The sequence below is a fragment of the Blastococcus sp. TBT05-19 genome (genome assembly GCF_003319095.1).
Classification (GTDB): domain Bacteria; phylum Actinomycetota; class Actinomycetes; order Mycobacteriales; family Geodermatophilaceae; genus Blastococcus.
In genome coordinates this window covers 1,193,623-1,213,141 of record NZ_QOHI01000001.1, presented here as the reverse complement: position 1 = coordinate 1,213,141, position 19,519 = coordinate 1,193,623, and the positions used below count along the sequence as shown (strand labels likewise).

The window sequence follows — 19,519 nt, the reverse complement described above, 5'->3', positions numbered from 1 at the left end:
GGCCCCGCGCCTACGACGACCGCGGTGTGGGCACTCCCCCGCCATGGACCTCGAGACCGACGCGGTCCCCGACATCCGGTCCGGGCTCTCCCACGAGGAGGCCCGGGCACGGCGCCGGCGCGGCGAGGGGAACGACGCCGTCGACGCGTCGTCCCGCAGCTACACCCAGATCCTGCGGACGAACGTCTTCTCGTTCTTCAACATCATCCTGTTCGTCATCGGCGCCGCGCTCCTGGCGCTGGGCCGTTACAGCGACGCGTTAACCAGCGTGGGGCTCGGTCTGGTCAACGCCGCCATCAGCGCCGTCCAGGAGATCAGGGCAAAGCGCAAGCTCGACCGCCTCCAACTGCTGGGCCGCAGCCGGGTGACGACCGTGCGCGAGGGCCGCGACGTCGAGGTCGCACCGGAGGAGCTGGTCCGCGGCGACGTCGTGCACGTCCGACCCGGTGACCAGATCGTCGTCGACGGACCCGTGCTCGACGGCCGGGTGGACGTCGACGAGTCCCTCCTCACCGGCGAGTCCGAGGCGCTCCTGAAGCGCCCAGGCGACGACCTCCTGTCGGGCAGCTTCTGCGTCGGCGGAGAAGGCCATCAGCTCGCCCGGGACGTCGGAGCGGCGGCCTACGCCGGTCGGCTGACCGCGGACGCCCGCGAGTCGAGCACCGACCAGACCCCGCTGCAGCACCGCATCGAGTTCGTCGTGCGGCTCGTCATGCTCCTGGTCGCCCTGATGAGCGCGACCATCCTGTTCCAGGCCGCGCTGGAGGGGTTCACCCTCGTACGGGTCGTGCAGACCACGGCGGTGCTCTCCGGCCTCGTGCCCTACGGCCTGTTCTTCCTCGTCGCGCTCGCCTACACGGTCGGGGCCGCGAAGAGCAGTGGTCGAGGTGCCCTGGTGCAGCAGGTGAACGCGGTCGAGTCGGTGAGCAACGTCGACGTCGTCTGCACCGACAAGACCGGCACCCTCACCACCGGCCGGCTGACGGTGGCCGAGGTTCACCCGCTCGGCGGCCGCGACCGGGCGACCGTGGAGCTGCTGGCCGGCACGGTGGCCCGCAGCACCGCTGCACCGAACCTGACCACCAGCGCACTCGCCGCCCTTCCCGGGACGGCCCTGCCGGTGAGCGAGGAGATCCCGTTCTCCTCCTCGCTGCGCTGGAGCGCGCTGCGCACCGGCGAGGGTGTGCACGTCCTCGGCGCACCCGACCGGCTCGCCCCGCACCTGTCCGGGGATCCGGTCGACGACGTCGTCGGGGCCCGCACCGCGCGCGGGCTCCGCGTGCTGGTCCTCGCCCGCGCCGAGCCGGACGCACCGCTGCGCGACCCCGACGGCCGACCGACGCTCCCCCGCCTCGAACCGATCGCCGTGGTGGCGCTCGCCGACGAGCTGCGTCCCGACGTCCCGGAGACGCTCGCCGGCTTCGCCCGGGACGGCGTGGCCCTCAAGGTGGTCTCGGGTGACGATCCCCGGACCGTCGCCGCGCTGGCCCGGCAGGCCGGCCTCGACGCCGGCGAGCCCGTGAGCGGCCCGGAGCTCGCTGCCCTCTCCGACGCGGACTTCGACCGCGTGGTCGCCCGCTCCACCGTCTTCGGCCGGATCGCGCCGGAGCAGAAGGAGCGCCTCGTCGACGCCCTGCGCAGGCAGGGCGGCTACGTCGCGATGATCGGCGACGGCGTCAACGACGCCCGCGCGCTGAAGCGGGCGCACGTCGGCGTGGCGATGAAGAGCGGCAGCGCGGTCGCCCGCGACGTCGCCGACATCGTGCTCACCGACGACTCCCTGGCGGCGCTGCGACCCGCCCGCCACGAGGGGCGCCGCATCATCGACGGCATCGCGACGTCGATGCAGGTCTTCCTCGCCCGCGTCGCCACCCAGGGACTGGTGATCCTGGCCGTCACGATGCTCGGCCTGGGCTTCCCCTACTCCCCCGCCAACGTCGGGCTGACCCTGCTCACCGTCGGTGTCCCGACCCTGTTCCTCACCGCCTGGGCCAGGCCGACCGCACCTGACCCGCACCTGCTGGCCGGCCTCGGCCGCTTCGTCGTGCCGGCCGCGGTGCTGACGGCGGCCGCGGGCGTCGGGGTCTACGCCTTCCACTACACGACCCTGCTCGAGGGGCTGACGAGCGCCGATCCGCCCGACGGCTTCCTGCCCGCCTTCGAGCGCTTCACCGGCCTCTCCTCCGACGACGTCGGTTTCGCCGAGGCCGCAGCCACCATCGGCGCGCAGACCGCCTTGTCGACGTTCGTCTCCTACGCGGCCTTCCTGCTCATCCTGTTCCTCAAGCCGCCGAACCGGTTCTTCGCCTCCTGGACCGACCCCGACGGTGATCGGCGCCCGGCGGTGCTGGTCGCGGTGCTGGTGGTCGCGTTCTCCGGTCTGCTGTTCGTGCCGTGGTTCACCACGTACTTCGGCCTCACCGATGCGGCCGACCCGGTGTTCCGGACCGTGCTGCCGGCTCTCCTGGTCTGGTTCGCGCTGCTCACGGCGGCCTACCGGTTCCGCGTGCTCGACCGTGCGCTGGGGCTCGCTCGGCTCACCGGGCCCCTGGGGCACTGACGGGGCACGGCACGAGGTCGCCGAGCGACAGCCGGTCGGCCGCCGCGCGGTCGAGGACGACGGCGTCGCGCTGCGACGCGAGGAGTCGCTGCCACCGCGCGACGTGCCGGTCGAACGCACGGGCGGAGATCGTCCGGTCGCGGGCGAGCTGACCGGCCCGGGCGGTTCCGGGGGCCGCGTCCAGCAGCACGACCTCCACCGACCGGCCCGCGCCGCGGGCGGCAGCCAGCACCACCGCCCGCCAGGCCGGCCGGGTCCACGGGTCGGTGAGGAGCACGACCGGCGCGGACCCGCCGACGGCGCGCAGCACCCGCCACCGGTGCCAGCCGTGCACGAGGGGCCGGAGCAATCCGTAGGGGATGGAGCCGCCGGCCCGGCGCACGCGCTCGGTCACCTGCTCGGAGTCCAGCCCGACCACACCGGGCACGCCCTCGCCGAGGATCCGGCGCAGCAGCGTGGTCTTCCCGCTGCCGGGCAGACCACCGATCACGACGAGGACCGGGCCGCCGGGGCGGATCAGGGTGCCGCCGCTCTGCATGGACGCCACGCTGCCCGGCGTCCCTGGGGCCGTGCCGCGAGCCGGCTGGGGGTTCGCTGTGAGGATCGCCCGTCGGGCGTCACGGGCCGGGCGGGGCCGCTCGATCGCGCAGCGGGGCGACGTTGACGGCGAGGCCGCGGAACCAGCGCTCGAGGTAGGGCGTCTGCCCGCGGGCCAGCGCCCGGGCGATCCCGTCCTCCACGAACTCGACCGTCCAGTGCCCGCGCCGGATCAGCTCGGGGATGACGACGTCGTCCATCCGGTGACCCGGCTGCCACATCTGGTCCCGCTGGGCGAGCGAGGCCCCCTTGATGCCGTCGACGTCGAAGATCCGCCGGAGGGTGACGTCGATCAGCACCGGCCTCGCTTCGAGGTAGCGCAGCAGGTCGTGCCCGTCGTAGGCCTTCGGTACTGCCGTGATGAGCAGGAGAACCGCCCCGTCCTCCGTCGGTGGCGGGATCAGCCCCTCCGCCGCCCAGTCGAACATCGCCTCCAGGCCGCGGATCCGGTCCCACGCCTTGGGGTTCCGCAGGTACCGCGCGGACCACTCCCGCACGAAGGCGTCGAGCCGGTCGGGGAAGAACGCCTTGGGCAGGTCGACGCTGTCGGGCGGGTCGAGCGGTGCGTACCTGACCGCCTGCTCGACGGTGGAGCAGCCGAGCAGGGCGGCGATCGCGGCGGACTGGTGCCAGGGCCGCAGCTCACCCAGCCAGGAGCCGTCAGGAGAACGCGCACCGATGGGCTCGGCCATCACCAGGTCCTCGTGACGGTGGACAGCCGGTCGGAGCCGCTTCCGGTCCCGCGGCGCCATGGCCAGCAGCACCTCGACGACGTCGTCGCGGCGGCCGTCCCGGAGCGCGGCCCACAGCCGGTCCTCGCTCGCCTCGTCCACCCGCACCTCCGCACAGCGCCCGACCCGGGGACGACGAAGGCCCCTGACCGCTGCCGGTCAAGGGCCTTGGAGGGCTCCCCCGATTGGACTCGAACCAATAACCCTGCGATTAACAGTCGCATGCTCTGCCAATTGAGCTACGGGGGATCAGCGGGTGCGACCCGCTGGCCCGACGAGAGTACCCCAGGCCCCGGACGGCTTCGCGGAGGGCTCACCGGCCGCGAAGCGTTGTGCGCCACAGGTAGCGTGATCGTCGTTCACCGCACGTCCACCCAGGAGGACCCCCATGGCCAAGCTGTCGTTCCTCGCCGGATTCGGTGCTGGCTACGTCCTCGGCTCCAAGGCCGGGCACGAGCGGTACGAGCAGATTCGTCGCGGCTGGGAGCAGGCGAAGGACGACCCGCGCCTGCAGAGCATCGCCGGCATGGCGCAGGCCCGCGCCGACGACGCCGTCTCCGCGCTCAAGGCCCGCATGGGTGGCGAGCCGCCGCGCTGACGCGCGGACCGATCAGGTCGGCTGCTCGGCGGCCAGCGCCTCGCTGAGCTTCTCCTGGGCCGCCTCCCGCGCCACCGGGTCGTGCCGGTCGGCGTCCTCGTCGAAGACGACGGTCCACTCCCGCTCGGCCTGGCCGGGCACCCGGCGGGCCACCAGCAGCACCCCTCCGCGGCCGGGCAGCGGGCTGCGCCGGCTGGTGACGACGGTCTGGTCCACCCGCTTGCGCACCACGGCCGGCAGGTCGCCGGCGTCGCTCAGCACGTAGCGGACGGCGGGCTCGCGGGCCTGGACGCCCGGCTCCACCTCGGTCAGCGCGGTGACCTTGAAGCTGCCCCCGCCGTCGTTCGTGCCGGCCCAGCGGGCGGATCCCACGAGGTGCCAGGGCAGCAGGTCGTCGGCCGCGCCGACGGACCGGAGCCCCCGTGAGGTGGCCACCAGCCAGCCGCCGTCGCGCACCAGCGGCCCCCAGGCGAGCACGCGCTCCTCCGGATCGGCGAGCGCGGCCCGCACCGGCTCCGGCGGACCGGCGAACCGCCGGCGCACCGCTGCGAGCAGGCTCATCCCAGCCCCCCGACCGCGCGCTTGCGCAGCGAGATCGCGAGCTGCTCCAGGTCCATCAGCTGCTTGAACGCCTTCATGTAGTCGTCAGCCGCCTCGACGGGGTTCATGCGCTGCAGCCGGCCCTTGAGCGCGGTGATCTCGCGGACGGTCGCCATCTCCTGCAGCCGGGCGACGACGGCGTTCACGTAGCCGGCGTCCCCCGTGCCCACCGCCCGTAGCGGCTCCACGGCAAGCGCGGTGAGCATCGCGCGGGCGCTCTCGCGCCCGCAGTGCTCGGCCACCTCGTCCAGCCAGGCCGGCCCGGTGACCGCCGTGCCGGCCGCACCGCCGGCCTCCGCGATCGCCGCCGCGACGGCGGCGTAGTCGGGGTCGGTGTAGGCGGTCGACGGAACCGCGTCGAACGCCGGGCCCGCGTACTCCGGCACCTGCAGCGCCGCCTTCACCGCCTCGCGCTCGACGGCGAGGGCGGCGTCGTCCGGGGTCCGCTGGGGAGCCCGCTGGCGACCTCGGGAGGGCGCACTGCCGGAGTCGTTGCTGAGCCGGCGCATCCGCTCGAGCACCTCGGACTCGTCGGTGTTGCCGATCATCCCGGCCAGCTCGCGGGCGTACGCCGGGCGCAGCGCGTGGTCCTTGATCTGGGCGACCAGTGGCGCGGTCTTCTCCAGCGCGGCGACCCGGCCCTCGACGGTGTCGAGGTCGTAGCCGGCCAGCGTCGTCCTCAGCACGAACGCGATCAGCGGGGTGCGGCGGGCGACGAGGTCGCGGACGGCGGCGTCACCCTGCTCCTGGCGCAGCTCGCAGGGGTCGCGCCCCTCCTGCTCGACGGCGACGAAGGTCTGCCCGACGAACCGCTGGTCCTCGGCGAAGGTCTTCATGGCCGCTGCCTGTCCGGCCGCGTCGCCGTCGAAGGTGTAGACCACCTCACCGCGGAACTCGTCCTGGTCCATCAGCAGGCGGCGCAGCACGCCGATGTGCTCGGCGCCGAACGCGGTACCGCAGGAGGCGACCGCCGTGGTGACGCCGGCCAGGTGGCAGGCCATCACGTCGGTGTAGCCCTCGACGACGACCGCCTGGTGCCGCTTGGCGATGTCGCGCTTGGCCCGGTCGATGCCGTAGAGCACCGAGCTCTTCTTGTAGAGCGGCGTCTCCGGGGTGTTGAGGTACTTCGGGCCCGGGTCGTCGTCCATCAGCTTGCGTGCACCGAAGCCGATGACGTCGCCGGTGATGTCGCGGATCGGCCACAGCAGCCGGCGGTGGAACCGGTCGATCAGCGTGCCGCGGGAGGACTCCTTCGCCAGCCCGCCGGTGACCAGCTCGGCCTGGGTGAAGCCCTTGGCCCGCAGGTGCCGGGTGAGCGCGTCCCACCCGCCGGGTGCGTAGCCGCAGCCGAAGTCCAGCGCCGCCTGCCGATCGAACGCGCGGTCGGCGAGGAACTGGCGGGCGGGCGCCGCCTCCGGCGTCGTGAGCTGCTCGGCGTAGAACGCGGCGGCCGCGGTGTTGGCGGCGACCAGCCGGGCGCGCTGGCCGACCGAGGCGCGGTCGGGGCCGGCGGTGGGGCGCCCCCCGTCGTCCTCGTACTTGAGCTCGATGTTGGCCCGGCCGGCCAGCAGCTCGACGGCCTCGGAGAACGACAGGTGGTCGATCTGCTGGACGAAGGAGATGACGTCACCACCCATCCCGCACCCGAAGCAGTGCCAGAGCCCGCGACTCGGTGTGACCTGGAACGACGGGGACTTCTCGTCGTGGAACGGGCACAGGCCCTTGAGGCTGCCGCCACCCGCGCGCTTGAGCTGCAGGTGCTCGCCGACGATCTCGTCGATCTTGCTGCGCTCGCGGACCAGCGCGATGTCGGCGGCCCGGATGCGTCCTCGCCCGGCCATCAGCTGCTCCCGGCCGCGCCGGCGGCGATGGCCGCCGTCGCGGCGCTCTGGTCACGGCGGCTCATGACGAGCCCGAGCCACAGCAGGAAGACCTGGTGGTCGAGCGCGAGCGACTCGTCGGCCGTCAGCGTCGGCCGCGGGGACCAGCCCCCGGTGCTCCCGGTCTCGGCGAGCACGCGCTTCCCCGAGAGGTAGCGGTGGCCACCCTTCCAGCGGGACACGACCTCCGACCGGAGGGCCAGCCCCTCCAGGTCGGCCTCCCAGGTGCCCTTCCAGAACGACGTCTGCCACGCGCGCAGCCGGGCCGAGTCGTCCGGCTCGCCGGCCCACCGGCCGACCAGCTCGCGCTTGCGCTTGGCGAGCACCCACTCGCGGTCGCCGACCACGGCGGTGGCCGCTTCCTTCCACCCGGGCGCGCGCAGCGTGGCCACGACCGCGCCGTCCCGGAGGACGGGCAGGACGCGCTTCTCCACGCCCAGCGAGCCGGCCTTGCCCAGTTCGAGCACGGTGTCCTTCCTCAGCCGATGCCGGGTGCCCCGGCGACGCTCTCACCGGTCACCCGGTAGAGCAGGTATGCAGCAGTCTCCCGCAGGATGTACCGGAACTGGGTGTCGCGGGTCTGCACGGCCGGACCCTGGCGGGTCGGCGAGCTCTCGGCCTGCATGCCCGAGTCCTCGGCCATGCGCACGGCCCGCATCGCGTGCCACGGGTCGGTGACCACCACCGCGTGCGACCAGCCGCGCTCGGCGAAGGCCGCGCCGACCGCCCGCATGCTCTCCAGGGTGTCCACGCCCTCGGGCACCGCCAGCAGCGCCTCCGCGGGCACGCCGGCGTCGGCCAGGTAGTCGCGGCCGGCCTCGGCCTCGGCGAACTGGTCGCCGGCCGCCTTGCCGCCGACGGTCACGATGACCGGCGCGACCCCGGCCTCGTAGAGGTCGCGCGCGTGCTCCAGCCGTGCCTCGAAGATCGACGACGGCACGCCGTTGTACTGCGCCGAACCCAGCACCACGATCGCGTCGGACTGCGGCCGCGAGTCCTGCCGCGCGGTCCACCAGATGCCCAGTGCCGTGGAGACGACGAGCAGGACGGCAGCCAGGACGGCCGCTCCGACCACCCGCGTCATCAGCCTCCACACCAGCACCCGTCATGGGTACCACGGGGAGCCGACGCGCGAGGGCGCCGAGGGACGACGACGTGCCACCACCGAGCGGAATCTCATCTTGATCGATTCAAAGAAATGCGGCAGGCTCGGGGGGTGCCGACCAGCGCCGAGTTCGAAGCGATGCTGCGGGCCGCCGCTCTCCGCGTGACGCGCCCCCGGATGGCCGTGCTGGCCGCCGTCCACGGTCACCCGCACGCCGACACGGACTCGGTGATCGACATCGTGCGCCGCGACTCCGGCGAGGTGTCCCACCAGGCGGTCTACAACGTGCTGGGCACGCTCACCACGGCCGGGCTCCTGCGGCGCTTCCAGCCCGAGGGCTCGGTGGCCCGCTACGAGGCGCGGGTGGGCGACAACCACCACCACCTGGTCTGCCGCTCCTGCGGTGCCATCGTCGACGTCGACTGCGCCGTCGGCGAGGCCCCCTGCCTGATACCGAGCGCCGAGGCGGGCTACACCGTCGAGGAGGCCGAGGTCATCTACTGGGGCCGCTGCCCGACCTGCTCCCGCACCCACCCATCCCCCGACCCCGACCGATCAGCAGCACAGAGAGGCACCCCGTGAAGGACGAGACCAACAAGGTCCAGACCGAGAGCACCAGCGAGAGCGAGAACCCGGCGATCCCGTCGCCGACGCAGGTGACGAACCGCCGGCCGCAGAGCAACCGCGACTGGTGGCCCAACCAGGTCGACCTCGACGTGCTGAACAAGCCCTCGAAGGACTCCGACCCCCTCGGCGACTTCGACTACAGGGCCGCCGTGTCGGCGCTCGACGTCGAGGCGGTCAAGCGCGACATCGTCCAGGTCATGCGCACCTCGCAGGATTGGTGGCCGGCCGACTGGGGCCACTACGGGCCGCTGTTCATCCGCATGTCGTGGCACGCGGCCGGCACGTACCGCATCGCCGACGGGCGCGGCGGTGGCGGCGAGGGCGCCCAGCGCTTCGCCCCGCTGAACAGCTGGCCGGACAACGCCAACCTCGACAAGGCCCGCCGTCTGCTCCTGCCCGTCAAGCAGAAGTACGGCCGCGCGCTGTCCTGGGCCGACCTCCTGGTGCTCGCCGGCAACGTCGCGCACGACGACATGGGGCTGCCGACCTTCGGCTTCGCCTTCGGCCGCGAGGACACCTGGCAGCCCGAGGAGGTCTTCTGGGGCCCCGAGGACACCTGGCTCGGCGACGAGCGCTACGCCGACCAGGCCGACCTGAACCTCGACGAGGGCCACCTCGCCGCCGTCACGATGGGCCTCATCTACGTCAACCCCGAGGGCCCGAAGGGCAACGGCGACCCGATGGCCTCGGCCCACGACATCCGGGTCACCTTCAGCCGGATGGGCATGAACGACGAGGAGACCGTCGCCCTCATCGCCGGCGGCCACACCTTCGGCAAGACCCACGGCGCCGGCAACCCCGAGCTGGTCGGCCCCGAGCCCGAGGGCTGCCCGGTCCACGGCAACGGCCTCGGCTGGATCAACCAGCACGGCACCGGCAAGGGCGCCGACACCATCACCAGCGGCCTCGAGGGCGCCTGGACCCCCACGCCCACCACGTGGGACAACAGCTACTTCGACACGCTGTTCAGCCTCGACTGGGAGCTCGTCCAGAGCCCGGCCGGCGCCAAGCAGTGGCAGCCGAAGAACCCCGAGGCGCAGGAGCTGGTGCCCGACGCGCACATCGAGGGCAAGAAGAACCCCCCGATGATGTCGACGGCCGACATGGCGCTGGCCGTGGACCCCGGCTTCCGCGAGATCTCGGAGCGGTTCCACGCCGACCCGGAGTACTTCGCCGACGCCTACGCCCGCGCCTGGTTCAAGCTGCTGCACCGCGACATGGGCCCGAAGAGCCGCTACATCGGCCCCGACGTCCCGGCCGAGGACCTCATCTGGCAGGACCCGCTCCCCGCCGTCGACCACGAGCTCGTAGGCGACGCGGAGATCGCCGACCTGAAGCAGCGGCTCCTGGCCTCCGGGCTCACCGTCTCCCAGCTGGTGCACACCGCCTGGTCCGCCGCCGCGTCCTACCGCGGCACGGACAAGCGCGGCGGCGCCAACGGCGCCCGCATCCGCCTCCAGCCGCAGATCGACTGGGCGGCCAACGAGGGCGTCCGCGACGTGCTGCCGGTGCTGGAGCGCGTCAAGGGCGAGTTCGAGCAGCAGACCGGCAAGAAGGTCTCGCTGGCCGACCTCATCGTGCTCGGCGGCAGCGCGGCGGTGGAGAAGGCCGCGGCCGACGCCGGCGTGCAGGTCACGGTGCCGTTCCACGCGGGCCGCACCGACGCCTCGCAGGAGCAGACCGACGTCGAGAACTTCAAGTGGCTCGAGACCCGGGCCGACGGCTTCCGCAACTGGATCGCCCCCGGCAGCAAGCTCGAGCCGGAGACGCTCCTGGTCGACAAGGCTTACCTGCTGGAGCTCACGCCCAAGGAGATGACCGTGCTCGTCGGCGGTCTGCGCGTGCTCGGCGCCAACACCGGCGGCGTGCAGCACGGCGTCTTCACCGACCGGGTCGGCGTCCTCTCGCAGGACTTCTTCCGCAACCTGCTGGACCTGGGCATCTCCTGGCGGACCTCGGCCGACACCGAGGACGTCTACGAGGGTCTGGACGCCGACGGCAACGTCGTCCGCACGGCCACCGCCGTCGACCTGGTGTTCAACTCGAACTCCATCCTGCGCGGCCTCGTCGAGGTGTACTCGTTCGAGGACACTCTGGAGAAGTTCGTCCAGGACTTCGTCGCCGCCTGGGTCAAGGTCATGGAGCTCGACCGGTACGACCTGCACGCCTGATCCACCCTCTCCGGACGCCCCGGCCCGCATCTGCGGGCCGGGGCGTTCGCGCGTCCGCCGCGGGTAGGGGCGTCGGCATGGCTGAGAAGAGCGGCAAGGGCAGCGACACGGCGAAGAAGGCGAACGCCAAGGCGAAGAAGGACGGCAAGAAAAACCCGCGGACGAGCTCGGCGGCCCAGAGCGAGCTCGGCAAGAAGGGCGGGAAGACGAAGAAGAAGAAGAAGTGAGAGGCGGTCGGGCGCGTGCGTAGGTGATCGTCGTCGGCACCCCCTAAGTGATAACGATTCTCGTTACACGCTACGGTGACGCCGACCGATCCCCCACGCCCAGGAGCAACCGTGCGTCGCCTCTCGTCCACCTCCCTCCGCGCCATCGCCCTGTCGGCGACCCTGCCGCTCGCACTCGCCACCGGCTGCGCCTCTCCCGACGGAGGCCGGGCGGCCACCCCGTCCTCGACCCCGGCCCCGGAACCGACGGAGGTCGGGGGCAGCGCACCGCGCCTGGCCCTCACCTACGACGGCGGCCTGCTCGTCCTCGACGCCACCACGCTCGAGGTGCTGGCCGACGAACCCCTGGAGGGCTTCAACCGGCTCAACCCCGCCGGCGACGGGCGGCACTTCCTCGTCTCGACCCAGGGCGGCTTCCGGCTGCTGGACGGCGGCGCCTGGGGCGAGCCGCACGGCGACCACTCGCACCACTACACCGCCGAGCCGCAGCTGACCGACGTGCTGTTCGAGGCGGAGAAGCCGGGCCACGTGGTCGCCCACGCCGGCCGTACCGTCCTGTTCGACGACGGCACCGGGCAGGTCACCGCCGTCGACAGCGCGGAGCTCGCCGACCCCGACCGCGAGCTGGAGCAGTTCACCACCCCCGCGGCCCACCACGGCGTCGCCGTCGAGCTCGCGGACGGGTCGGTGCTCGTCTCGGACGGCACCGAGGAGGAGCGCTCCGGCGTCCGCATCCTCGATGCCGACGGCAACGAGCTCACGGCCCGCGACGACTGCCCCTCCGTGCACGGCGAGACCGTCGCCGCGGGCGAGGCCGTCGTCATCGGCTGCCAGGACGGCGCCGTGCTCTACACCGGCGGGGAGCTGACGAAGATCCAGAGCCCGGACGGGTACGGCCGCATCGGCAACCAGTTCGGCACCGAGGCCTCGCCGATCGTGCTCGGCGACTACGAGCGCAGCGCCGAGGACCGGTCCCGCACGGTCGCGCTCATCGACACCACGACCGCCGAGCTCCGCCTGCTCGACCTCCCCGCGCCGTACTGGTACCAGTCCTTCGACCGCGGCCCGGACGGCGAGGGCCTGGTGCTCACCTACGACGGCGACCTGCAGGTCATCGACGTCGTCTCCGGCACCGTGACCCGGTCCATCCCGGTGACCGGTCCGTGGGAGGAGTCCGACGACTGGCAGGACCCGCACCCGCAGGTGGTCGTGGTCGAGGGCATGGCGTACGTGACCGAGCCCGCCACGAAGCAGGTGCACGCCGTCGACATCGAGGGCGGCGAGGTGTGGAAGAGCGCCGACCTGGAGGTCACGCCGAACGAGCTCTCCGGCGTGTCCGGCGACGCCGAGGCGCACAGCGACCACGAGCACGAGGACGACGAGTGACCTGCACCCGCGTGCTGGCAGCCGCCGTGCTCCTCGTCGGGCTTCCCGGCTGCGGCGCGGGCCAGGCCGCGGAGGACGACGGACGGCTCGACGTCGTCGTCTCCTCCTACCCGCTTCAGCACGTCGCGGAGCAGGTCGGCGGACGCCACGTGGACGTGGTCAACCTGACGCCGCCCGGCGGGGACACCCACCGGCTCGACCCGGCACCGCGGGAGGTGGCGGCGTTGTCGGAGGCCGACGTCGTCGTGCACCTGAGCGGCGGGCTGCAACCGGCCGTCGACGAGGTCCTCGAGCGCGAGCGGCCCGACCACCTGGTGGACGCCGCCGCCGTGGCCGACCGCGGGCCGGACCCGCACTTCTGGCTCGACCCGCTGCGCCTGGCGCAGGTGGGTCGGGACGTGGCCGACGAGCTGTCGGAGGTCGACCCCGCGCACGCTGCCGACTACGACGCCGCGGCGGCCCGGCTGGAGAAGGGGCTCCGGGCGATCGACCGGGCGTACACCGAGGGTCTCGCCGTCTGCGACGGTGCCACCCTGCTCGCCTCGCACGAGGCGTTCGGTTACCTCGCCGAGCGGTACGGCCTGCGGCAGGTGGGCGTGGCCGGGCTGGACCCGAACGTCGAGCCGTCCCCGAGCCGGGTGCGCGCGGTGGCCGAGGAGGTCGGGCGCACCGGCGCGCGGACGATCTTCTTCGAGGCGCCGGCCGGCTCGGGGGTGGCCGACGTGCTGGCCGACGACCTCGGCCTGGCCACCGACGTGCTGCACCCGATCGAGCGGGTCGCCGCGGGCGAGACCTACGACGAGCTCATGCGCGCCAACCTGGCGGCGCTCCAGCGCGGGCTCGTCTGCGGCTGACACCTCGGCGGCCCTCGGCCGGCAGCCCGCCGGCCGAGGGCCGCCGGTCAGGCGAGCGCGGCGCGGCCCGCCTCGAGCCGGGCCACCGGCACCCGGAACGGCGAGCAGGACACGTAGTCCAGGCCGACCTCGTGGAAGAAGTGCACCGACTCCGGATCGCCGCCGTGCTCGCCGCAGATGCCGAGCTTGAGGTCGGGACGGGCCTCGCGGCCGGCCTCGACGCCGAGCTGCACGAGCCGGCCCACGCCCTCGCGGTCCAGCGCCTCGAACGGCGAGACCCCGAAGATCCCCTTGTCCAGGTACTGGTGGAAGAAGGCGGCCTCGACGTCGTCGCGGGAGAAGCCCCACGTCATCTGGGTCAGGTCGTTGGTGCCGAAGGAGAAGAAGTCGGCGTGCTCGGCGATCTCACCGGCGGTGAGCGCGGCCCGGGGCACCTCGATCATCGTGCCGATGAGCGGCTGGACGTCGATGCCGCAGGACCGGCACACCTCCGCCAGCACGCGCTCGGACTCCTCGCGGATCGCCTCCAGCTCCTGCACCGCGCCGACCAGCGGGATCATGATCTCCGGCCGCGGGTCCCCGCCGGCCTTCTTCCGCTCGCACGCCGCCTCGGCGATCGCCCGCACCTGCATGTCGAACAGCCCCGGGACGACGAGGCCCAGGCGCACCCCGCGCAGGCCCAGCATCGGGTTGGACTCGTGCATGCCCCGGACGGCGGCGAGCAGCCGCAGGTTGCCCTCGTCGGGCTCCCCGCGCTCCTCGGCCAGCGCCACGCGCACCGAGAGCTCGGTGAGGTCGGGCAGGAACTCGTGCAGCGGCGGGTCGAGCAGGCGGACGGTCACCGGCAGCCCGTCCATCGCCTCGAAGATCTCCAGGAAGTCCTGCTTCTGCAGCGGCTCGAGCGCGTCGAGCGCCGCCTGCCGCTCGTCGTCGCCGTCGGCCAGGATCAGCTTCTCCACCAGCTTCCGCCGGTCGCTGCCGAGGAACATGTGCTCGGTGCGGCACAGGCCGATCCCCTGGGCGCCGAACCGCCGGGCGCGGGCGGAGTCCTCGGGGGTGTCGGCGTTGGTGCGGACGGCGAGCCGCCGCACGTCGTCGGCGTGGGTCAGGATCCGGTGCACGGACTTCACCAGGTCGTCGGTGTCCTCGGCGTCGGGGTCGATCTCGCCCTCGAAGTAGCGGACCACGGCGGACGGCTCGACCGGCACCTCGCCGAGCCAGACCTTGCCCGTGGAGCCGTCGATGGAGATGACGTCGCCCTCCTCGACCACGGAGCCGTCCGGGGCGGTGAACTTCTTCGCCTTGGTGTCGACCTGCAGCTCCTCGGCGCCGCAGACGCAGGTCTTGCCCATGCCGCGGGCGACGACGGCGGCGTGCGACGTCTTCCCGCCCCGGCTGGTCAGGACGCCCTCGGCGGCGATCATCCCGGACAGGTCGTCGGGGTTGGTCTCGCGCCGGACCAGGACCACCTTCTCGCCGCGGTCGGCCCACTTCACGGCCTCCTCGGAGGAGAAGACCGCCCGGCCCACGGCCGCGCCCGGGGAGGCGTTCATGCCCTGGGTCAGCTGCGTGGCGTCCCCGCTGGAGACGAAGCGCGGGAACATCAGCTGCGCGAGCTGGTCGCCGCTGACCCGCCGGACCGCCTCGTCCATGTCGATGAGGCCCTCGTCGACCAGCTGGGTGGCGATGCGGAAGGCCGCGCCGGCGGTGCGCTTGCCCACGCGGGTCTGCAGCATCCAGAGCTTGTTGCGCTCGACGGTGAACTCGATGTCGCACAGGTCGCGGTAGTGCTGCTCGAGCCGCGACATGATGCCCATGAGCTCGTCGTAGGCCGGCTCGTCGATCTTCTGCAGGTCGACCAGCGGCACGGTGTTCCGGATGCCCGCGACGACGTCCTCGCCCTGGGCGTTCTGCAGGTAGTCGCCGTACACACCCTGCTCGCCGCTGCCCGGGTCACGGGTGAAGGCGACACCGGTACCGGAGTCCATGCCGAGGTTGCCGAAGACCATGGAGCAGACGTTGACCGCGGTCCCGGCGTCGCTGGGGATCCGCTCGCGACGGCGGTAGATGATCGCCCGGTCGGAGTTCCACGAGTCGAAGACGGCGTTGATCGCCAGGTCCATCTGCTCGCGGGGGTCCTGCGGGAAGGCGTTGCCCGTCTGCTCCTCGACGATGGCCTTGAACCGGCCGACGACGTCCTCGAGGTGCGCGGCGTCCAGGTCCAGGTCGGACTCGGTGCCCTGCTCGCGCTTGACCTCGTCCAGGGCGTCGTCGAACAGCTCGCCGTCGATGTCGAGCACGGTCTTGCCGAACATCTGGATGAGCCGGCGGTAGGAGTCCCAGGCGAAGCGCTCGCTGCCGGACTGGGCGGCGAGGCCACGCACCGACTCGTCGTTCAGGCCGACGTTGAGGACGGTCTCCATCATCCCGGGCATCGAGGCGGCCGCACCGGACCGGACCGACACCAGCAGCGGGTCGGCGGGGTCACCGAGGGTCTTGCCCATCGCCTTCTCGAGCGCCGTGAGGTGCTCGGTGACCTGGGCGTCCAGCTCCGGCGGGGTGCCGCCCTGCTCCAGGTAGAACCGGCACGCGTCGGTGGTGATGGTGAAGCCGGGCGGCACCGGCAGCCCGAGGTTGGTCATCTCGGCGAGGTTGGCCCCCTTGCCGCCGAGCAGGTCCTTCTGGTCCTTGCTGCCCTCGCTGAAGTCGTAGACCCACTTCGCCGACGCACCGCCCGACATCCCCGCACCTCCACGCTCGACGACCGGCCTCCGCGGAGCCCCGATGCTGCCGTACCGGAGGCGCTCGGTCTGCCCGTCCGGTCGCGACCGCGCGGCGGCGCGCCCTCCGGACGGGTGTCAGTGATCTTGGCGCAGAGGAGGGTGCGGCGCGATTCGGCCACACCCCTACGGGTCAGCGCCCGGCGATCCCGCAGATGCGGGGCCCGTCCTCGTTGAGGACGCGCAGTTCGGTGGTGGTGCCGTCGTCCCAGCCGACGGCGACGAGCTGCACGGCGGCACCCTCGACGTCGTCGTCCCGCACCTCGCCGACCTCTCCGACGCCGGTCCCGAGGTACTCGCCGGCGACCTCGCCGGGCTCCAGCCGGTTCCGCTCGTCCTCGCACAGCATCTGGTACGCGGTCTCGGTGTCGCCGTCGGACATCGAGGCGACGAACACCTCGGCGGCCTGGGTCGCCTGCTCCTGAGGAGAGCCCTTGAGCAGGTAGAGGAAGCCGACCATGGCCCCGGACAGCAGCACGATGCCGACGATGCCCGCGACGATCCACGTCTTCGCGCTGCGGGGCGTGCCGGTGTGCAGCGGCGCCGGGCCGTCGTCGTAGAGGAAGGGTCCCTGCGAGGTCATCCGCCGCTCGTCTCCAGTTCGGCGCCCACCGGCGGCCTGGGGTCGTCCCGGTCGAGGAGCCAGCCCTCCGGCAGCGCCACCGGGCGGGGCGTGCTGGTCCGGCCGCGCGGCGCGCCGAGGACGGCCGTCGGGTACGGCTGGTCGGGGATGCCGGCCAGCAGCCCGGCCAGCTCGTCGAGGCTGCTGACCATCGCCAGCGCCCGGCGGACGTCACCGCCCACGCTGAACCCCTTGAGGTACCAGGCGACGTGCTTGCGGAAGTCGCTGCAGCCGTGCAGCTCGCCGTGCTCCTCGGTCAGGAGCTCGGCGTGCCGGTGCATGATCGCGGCGACCTCGCGGAACGCCGGCAGCGCGCGGCGGCTCTCCCCCGCGAACGCGGCGGCCAGGTCGCCGAAGAGCCACGGCCGGCCGAGGCAGCCCCGGCCGATGACGACGCCGGCGCACCCGGTCTCGGCGACCATGCGCAGGGCGTCGTCGGCCTCCCAGATGTCGCCGTTGCCCAGCACCGGGATGTCGACGGTCTCGACCAGCCGGGCGATGGGGCCCCAGTCGGCGGTGCCGCTGTAGAGCTGGTCGGCGGTGCGGCCGTGCAGGGTGATCGCGGCGGCGCCCTCGTCCTGGGCGATCCGGCCGGCGTCGAGGTAGGTGACGTGGTCGGCGTCGATGCCGATGCGGGTCTTGATGGTGACCGGCACGTCCCCGGCCGCGCGCACGGCCTCGCGGACGATGTTCTGCAGCAGGACCCGGTGCCACGGCAGCGCGGAGCCACCGCCCTTGCGGGTCACCTTGGGCACGGGGCAGCCGAAGTTCAGGTCGATGTGCGCCGGGCGCGTGCCGGCGACGCCCTCGTCCACGAGCATCTCCACCGCGCGGCCGACCGTCACCGGGTCCACGCCGTACAGCTGCACGGAGAAGGCGTCCTTCTCGTCGGCGGTCGCCCGGATCATGCGCAGGGTCTTCGCGTTGCGCTGGACCAGCGCCTGCGTGGTGATCATCTCGCAGACGTAGAGGCCCGCCCCGAACTCACGGCACAGCGTGCGGAACGCGGGGTTGGTGATGCCGGCCATCGGCGCGAGCACCACGGCGGGGTCGACGGTGAGCGCCCCGAGCCGCAGCGGCGGGAGCGCCGTCGTCGTCGGCTCGAGCGTGGCGGTCACGGCACCCAGGGTAGGCGGCGACGCCGGTCACCCTCGCCCCCTGGTCCGGTGTCGCCGCGTGGTCCCCGAGACGCGCATTCCGGGCGAGGAACTGCGCGCCCCGGGGACCACGCTCCGGTCAGAACGGGTAGACGCGGGGCTCCACCTGCATGCTGATCCAGCGCAGCTCGGTGAAGGCGTCGATGCCGGCCTGGCCGCCGAACCGTCCGTAACCGCTGTCCTTCACGCCACCGAAGGGCATCTGCGCCTCGTCGTGCACGGTCGGCGCGTTGATGTGGCAGATGCCCGACTCGATGCGCCGGGCCACCTGGAAGCCACGGGCGGCGTCCCGGGTGAAGACCGCGGCGGACAGCCCGTAGGCGCTGTCGTTGGCCTGGGCGATCGCCTCGTCCTGGCCGCTCACCCGGGTGATGGTGACCGCCGGGCCGAAGATCTCCTCGGAGAAGATCTCCATCTCCGGGGTCACGTGGTCGAGCACCACGCCGGGCATGATCGTGCCGTTCGGCTCGCCCGAGGTCAGCACCTTCGCACCCTTGGCGACGGCGTCGTCGACCAGGCGCCGATGTGGTCGACCGTGCTCTGGCCGATGACCGAGCCGAGGACGACGTCGCCCTCGCGCGGGTCGCCGACGGGCAGCGACTCCACCCGGGCCACCAGCTTCGCCACGAACTCGTCAGCGATCGACTCGTCGACGATGATCTTGTCGGTCGACATGCAGACGTGGCCCTGGTTCACGAAGCCACCGAAGGTCGCGCCCGCGACGGCGGCGTCGATGTCGGCGTCGTCGAGCACGAGCAGCGGGTTCTTGCCGCCGAGCTCGAGCACCGCGGGCACGAGGTGCCGCGCGCAGACCTCGCCGATGATGCGGCCGACCCGGGTGGAGCCGGTGAAGTTGAGCCGGCGCACGGCCGGGTGGGCGACCATGGCCTCGGTGACGTCGGCGGCGTCCTCGGGGGCGACGGTGATGACGTTGACGACACCCGCCGGGAAGCCGGCCTCCTGCAGGATCTCGCCGAGCAGCGCGTGCGTGGCCGGGGAGAGCTCCGAGCACTTGAGGACGACGGTGTTGCCGGCGGCGAGCGGGAAGGCGACGGCGCGGGTCGACAGGATCACCGGCGCGTTCCACGGCGCCATGCCGACGACGACGCCGGCGGGCTGGCGGATGCCCATGCTCAGGCTGCCCGGGATGTCCGAGGGGATGACCTGACCGCCCACGGAGGTGGTGAGGCCGGCGGCCTCGCGGAGGATGCCGGCGGCGAGGTGCACGTTGAAGTGACCCCAGCCGGCGGTGGCGCCGCACTCGGCGGCCATCCGCTCGACGAAGCGGTCGCTACCGGCCTCCAGCAGGTCGGCGGCCTTCAGCAGCAGCATGCGGCGGGTGCTCGGGGTGGTGGCGGCCCACGACTCGAACGCCGCAGCGGCCGCCTCGACGGCGCGCACCGCGTCCTCGACGCCGGCGGCCGGGGACACCGTGACCACCTCGCCGGACACCGGGTTGGCGCGGGTGAAGGTGCGTCCGTCGGCGGCGGACGACGGCTCGCTGCCGATGAGCAGGCTGGTCTCGAACACGATCACTCCTGGAACTGGAAGGGGGCCCGGGCCGTCGGACGATGGCCCGGGAACGCGCGACGCCCGCCCCCGGGAACGGGGACGGGCGCCGGCG

16 protein-coding genes, 1 tRNA gene and 1 pseudogene are annotated in these 19,519 nt (G+C 72.9%); 7 read left to right on the top strand and 11 right to left on the bottom strand.

Annotation, left to right across the window (positions count from 1 at the left end):
- Positions 1 to 43: 43 nt before the first annotated feature.
- On the top strand, positions 44 to 2,560 hold the full coding sequence (locus tag DQ244_RS05920) for an HAD-IC family P-type ATPase (RefSeq protein WP_113810433.1): 2,517 nt from the start codon (positions 44 to 46) through the stop codon (positions 2,558 to 2,560).
- On the opposite strand, the gene DQ244_RS05915 is transcribed toward DQ244_RS05920, so the two are convergent.
- The 3 genes from DQ244_RS05915 to DQ244_RS05905 form a co-directional block, all read right to left on the bottom strand.
- Positions 2,538 to 3,098, bottom strand: a complete 561-nt coding sequence (locus DQ244_RS05915; RefSeq protein WP_233491219.1) for an AAA family ATPase — start codon at positions 3,096 to 3,098, stop codon at positions 2,538 to 2,540. The genes DQ244_RS05920 and DQ244_RS05915 overlap by 23 nt on opposite strands.
- Positions 3,099 to 3,177: 79 nt before the next feature.
- Positions 3,178 to 3,990, bottom strand: coding sequence for a hypothetical protein (locus DQ244_RS05910; protein WP_113810431.1), 813 nt, complete (start codon positions 3,988 to 3,990; stop codon positions 3,178 to 3,180).
- A 74-nt stretch (positions 3,991 to 4,064) separates the two neighbouring features.
- Positions 4,065 to 4,137 (bottom strand) — tRNA-Asn (locus tag DQ244_RS05905).
- Between the two features lie 139 nt (positions 4,138 to 4,276).
- On the opposite strand from DQ244_RS05905, the gene DQ244_RS05900 reads away from it, so the two are divergent.
- Positions 4,277 to 4,486, top strand: a complete 210-nt coding sequence (locus tag DQ244_RS05900; protein ID WP_113810430.1) for a hypothetical protein — start codon at positions 4,277 to 4,279, stop codon at positions 4,484 to 4,486.
- A gap of 12 nt (positions 4,487 to 4,498) precedes the next feature.
- Here DQ244_RS05900 and DQ244_RS05895 read toward each other — a convergent pair whose 3' ends face one another.
- Genes DQ244_RS05895 through DQ244_RS05880 form a run of 4 tightly spaced genes read right to left on the bottom strand, consistent with a single transcriptional unit; the run spans position 4,499 to position 8,050 of the window.
- The gene (locus tag DQ244_RS05895; protein ID WP_113810429.1) at positions 4,499 to 5,047 is read right to left on the bottom strand and encodes a hypothetical protein; all 549 of its coding nucleotides are present in this window, start codon (positions 5,045 to 5,047) and stop codon (positions 4,499 to 4,501) included.
- The gene (dnaG, locus tag DQ244_RS05890; protein ID WP_113810428.1) at positions 5,044 to 6,927 is read right to left on the bottom strand and encodes a DNA primase; all 1,884 of its coding nucleotides are present in this window, start codon (positions 6,925 to 6,927) and stop codon (positions 5,044 to 5,046) included. The genes DQ244_RS05895 and dnaG overlap by 4 nt, the downstream gene beginning before the upstream one ends.
- Positions 6,927 to 7,433: a hypothetical protein gene (locus DQ244_RS05885; RefSeq protein WP_113810427.1), complete on the bottom strand. Its 507-nt coding sequence runs from the start codon at positions 7,431 to 7,433 to the stop codon at positions 6,927 to 6,929. The genes dnaG and DQ244_RS05885 overlap by 1 nt, the downstream gene beginning before the upstream one ends.
- A gap of 11 nt (positions 7,434 to 7,444) precedes the next feature.
- Complete coding sequence (locus tag DQ244_RS05880; protein WP_113810426.1) at positions 7,445 to 8,050, bottom strand: YdcF family protein; 606 nt, start codon at positions 8,048 to 8,050, stop codon at positions 7,445 to 7,447.
- 132 nt (positions 8,051 to 8,182) lie between these two features.
- On the opposite strand from DQ244_RS05880, the gene DQ244_RS05875 reads away from it, so the two are divergent.
- The 5 genes from DQ244_RS05875 to DQ244_RS05860 all read left to right on the top strand — a co-directional run bounded on the left by DQ244_RS05875 (position 8,183) and on the right by DQ244_RS05860 (position 13,336).
- Positions 8,183 to 8,653, top strand: coding sequence for a Fur family transcriptional regulator (locus DQ244_RS05875; protein WP_113810687.1), 471 nt, complete (start codon positions 8,183 to 8,185; stop codon positions 8,651 to 8,653).
- Positions 8,650 to 10,869, top strand: coding sequence for a catalase/peroxidase HPI (katG, locus tag DQ244_RS05870; protein WP_199580209.1), 2,220 nt, complete (start codon positions 8,650 to 8,652; stop codon positions 10,867 to 10,869). Before DQ244_RS05875 ends, katG begins: the two co-directional genes overlap by 4 nt.
- A 77-nt stretch (positions 10,870 to 10,946) precedes the next feature.
- Positions 10,947 to 11,096: a hypothetical protein gene (locus tag DQ244_RS19335; RefSeq protein ID WP_158544477.1), complete on the top strand. Its 150-nt coding sequence runs from the start codon at positions 10,947 to 10,949 to the stop codon at positions 11,094 to 11,096.
- Between the two features lie 111 nt (positions 11,097 to 11,207).
- A complete protein-coding gene (aztD, locus tag DQ244_RS05865; RefSeq protein WP_113810424.1) occupies positions 11,208 to 12,482 on the top strand; it encodes a zinc metallochaperone AztD in 1,275 nt (424 codons plus the stop codon).
- Positions 12,479 to 13,336, top strand: coding sequence for a metal ABC transporter solute-binding protein, Zn/Mn family (locus DQ244_RS05860; RefSeq protein ID WP_113810423.1), 858 nt, complete (start codon positions 12,479 to 12,481; stop codon positions 13,334 to 13,336). Before aztD ends, DQ244_RS05860 begins: the two co-directional genes overlap by 4 nt.
- A 47-nt stretch (positions 13,337 to 13,383) precedes the next feature.
- On the opposite strand, the gene ppdK is transcribed toward DQ244_RS05860, so the two are convergent.
- The 4 genes and pseudogenes from ppdK to DQ244_RS05840 form a co-directional block, all read right to left on the bottom strand.
- Positions 13,384 to 16,077 (bottom strand): pyruvate, phosphate dikinase, encoded by a 2,694-nt coding sequence (gene ppdK / locus DQ244_RS05855; protein ID WP_113810422.1) that lies wholly within the window; start codon positions 16,075 to 16,077, stop codon positions 13,384 to 13,386.
- Between the two features lie 172 nt (positions 16,078 to 16,249).
- A complete protein-coding gene (locus DQ244_RS19330) occupies positions 16,250 to 16,699 on the bottom strand; it encodes a hypothetical protein (RefSeq protein WP_158544476.1) in 450 nt (149 codons plus the stop codon).
- Entirely contained in the window at positions 16,696 to 17,856 is a 1,161-nt protein-coding gene (gene dusB / locus DQ244_RS05845; protein ID WP_113810421.1) for a tRNA dihydrouridine synthase DusB, read from the bottom strand. The genes DQ244_RS19330 and dusB overlap by 4 nt, the downstream gene beginning before the upstream one ends.
- A gap of 118 nt (positions 17,857 to 17,974) precedes the next feature.
- A pseudogene (locus DQ244_RS05840) lies at positions 17,975 to 19,326 on the bottom strand (aldehyde dehydrogenase).
- Positions 19,327 to 19,519 lie beyond the last annotated feature (193 nt).

Coding starts and splice junctions, on each gene's coding strand:
- DQ244_RS05920 (WP_113810433.1), top strand. CDS start 44: ATGGACCTCGAGACCGACGCGGTCCCCGACATCCGGTCCGGGCTCTCC.
- DQ244_RS05915 (WP_233491219.1), bottom strand. CDS start 3,098: ATGCAGAGCGGCGGCACCCTGATCCGCCCCGGCGGCCCGGTCCTCGTC.
- DQ244_RS05900 (WP_113810430.1), top strand. CDS start 4,277: ATGGCCAAGCTGTCGTTCCTCGCCGGATTCGGTGCTGGCTACGTCCTC.
- DQ244_RS05895 (WP_113810429.1), bottom strand. CDS start 5,047: ATGAGCCTGCTCGCAGCGGTGCGCCGGCGGTTCGCCGGTCCGCCGGAG.
- dnaG (WP_113810428.1), bottom strand. CDS start 6,927: ATGGCCGGGCGAGGACGCATCCGGGCCGCCGACATCGCGCTGGTCCGC.
- DQ244_RS05880 (WP_113810426.1), bottom strand. CDS start 8,050: ATGACGCGGGTGGTCGGAGCGGCCGTCCTGGCTGCCGTCCTGCTCGTC.
- DQ244_RS19335 (WP_158544477.1), top strand. CDS start 10,947: ATGGCTGAGAAGAGCGGCAAGGGCAGCGACACGGCGAAGAAGGCGAAC.
- ppdK (WP_113810422.1), bottom strand. CDS start 16,077: ATGTCGGGCGGTGCGTCGGCGAAGTGGGTCTACGACTTCAGCGAGGGC.
- DQ244_RS19330 (WP_158544476.1), bottom strand. CDS start 16,699: ATGACCTCGCAGGGACCCTTCCTCTACGACGACGGCCCGGCGCCGCTG.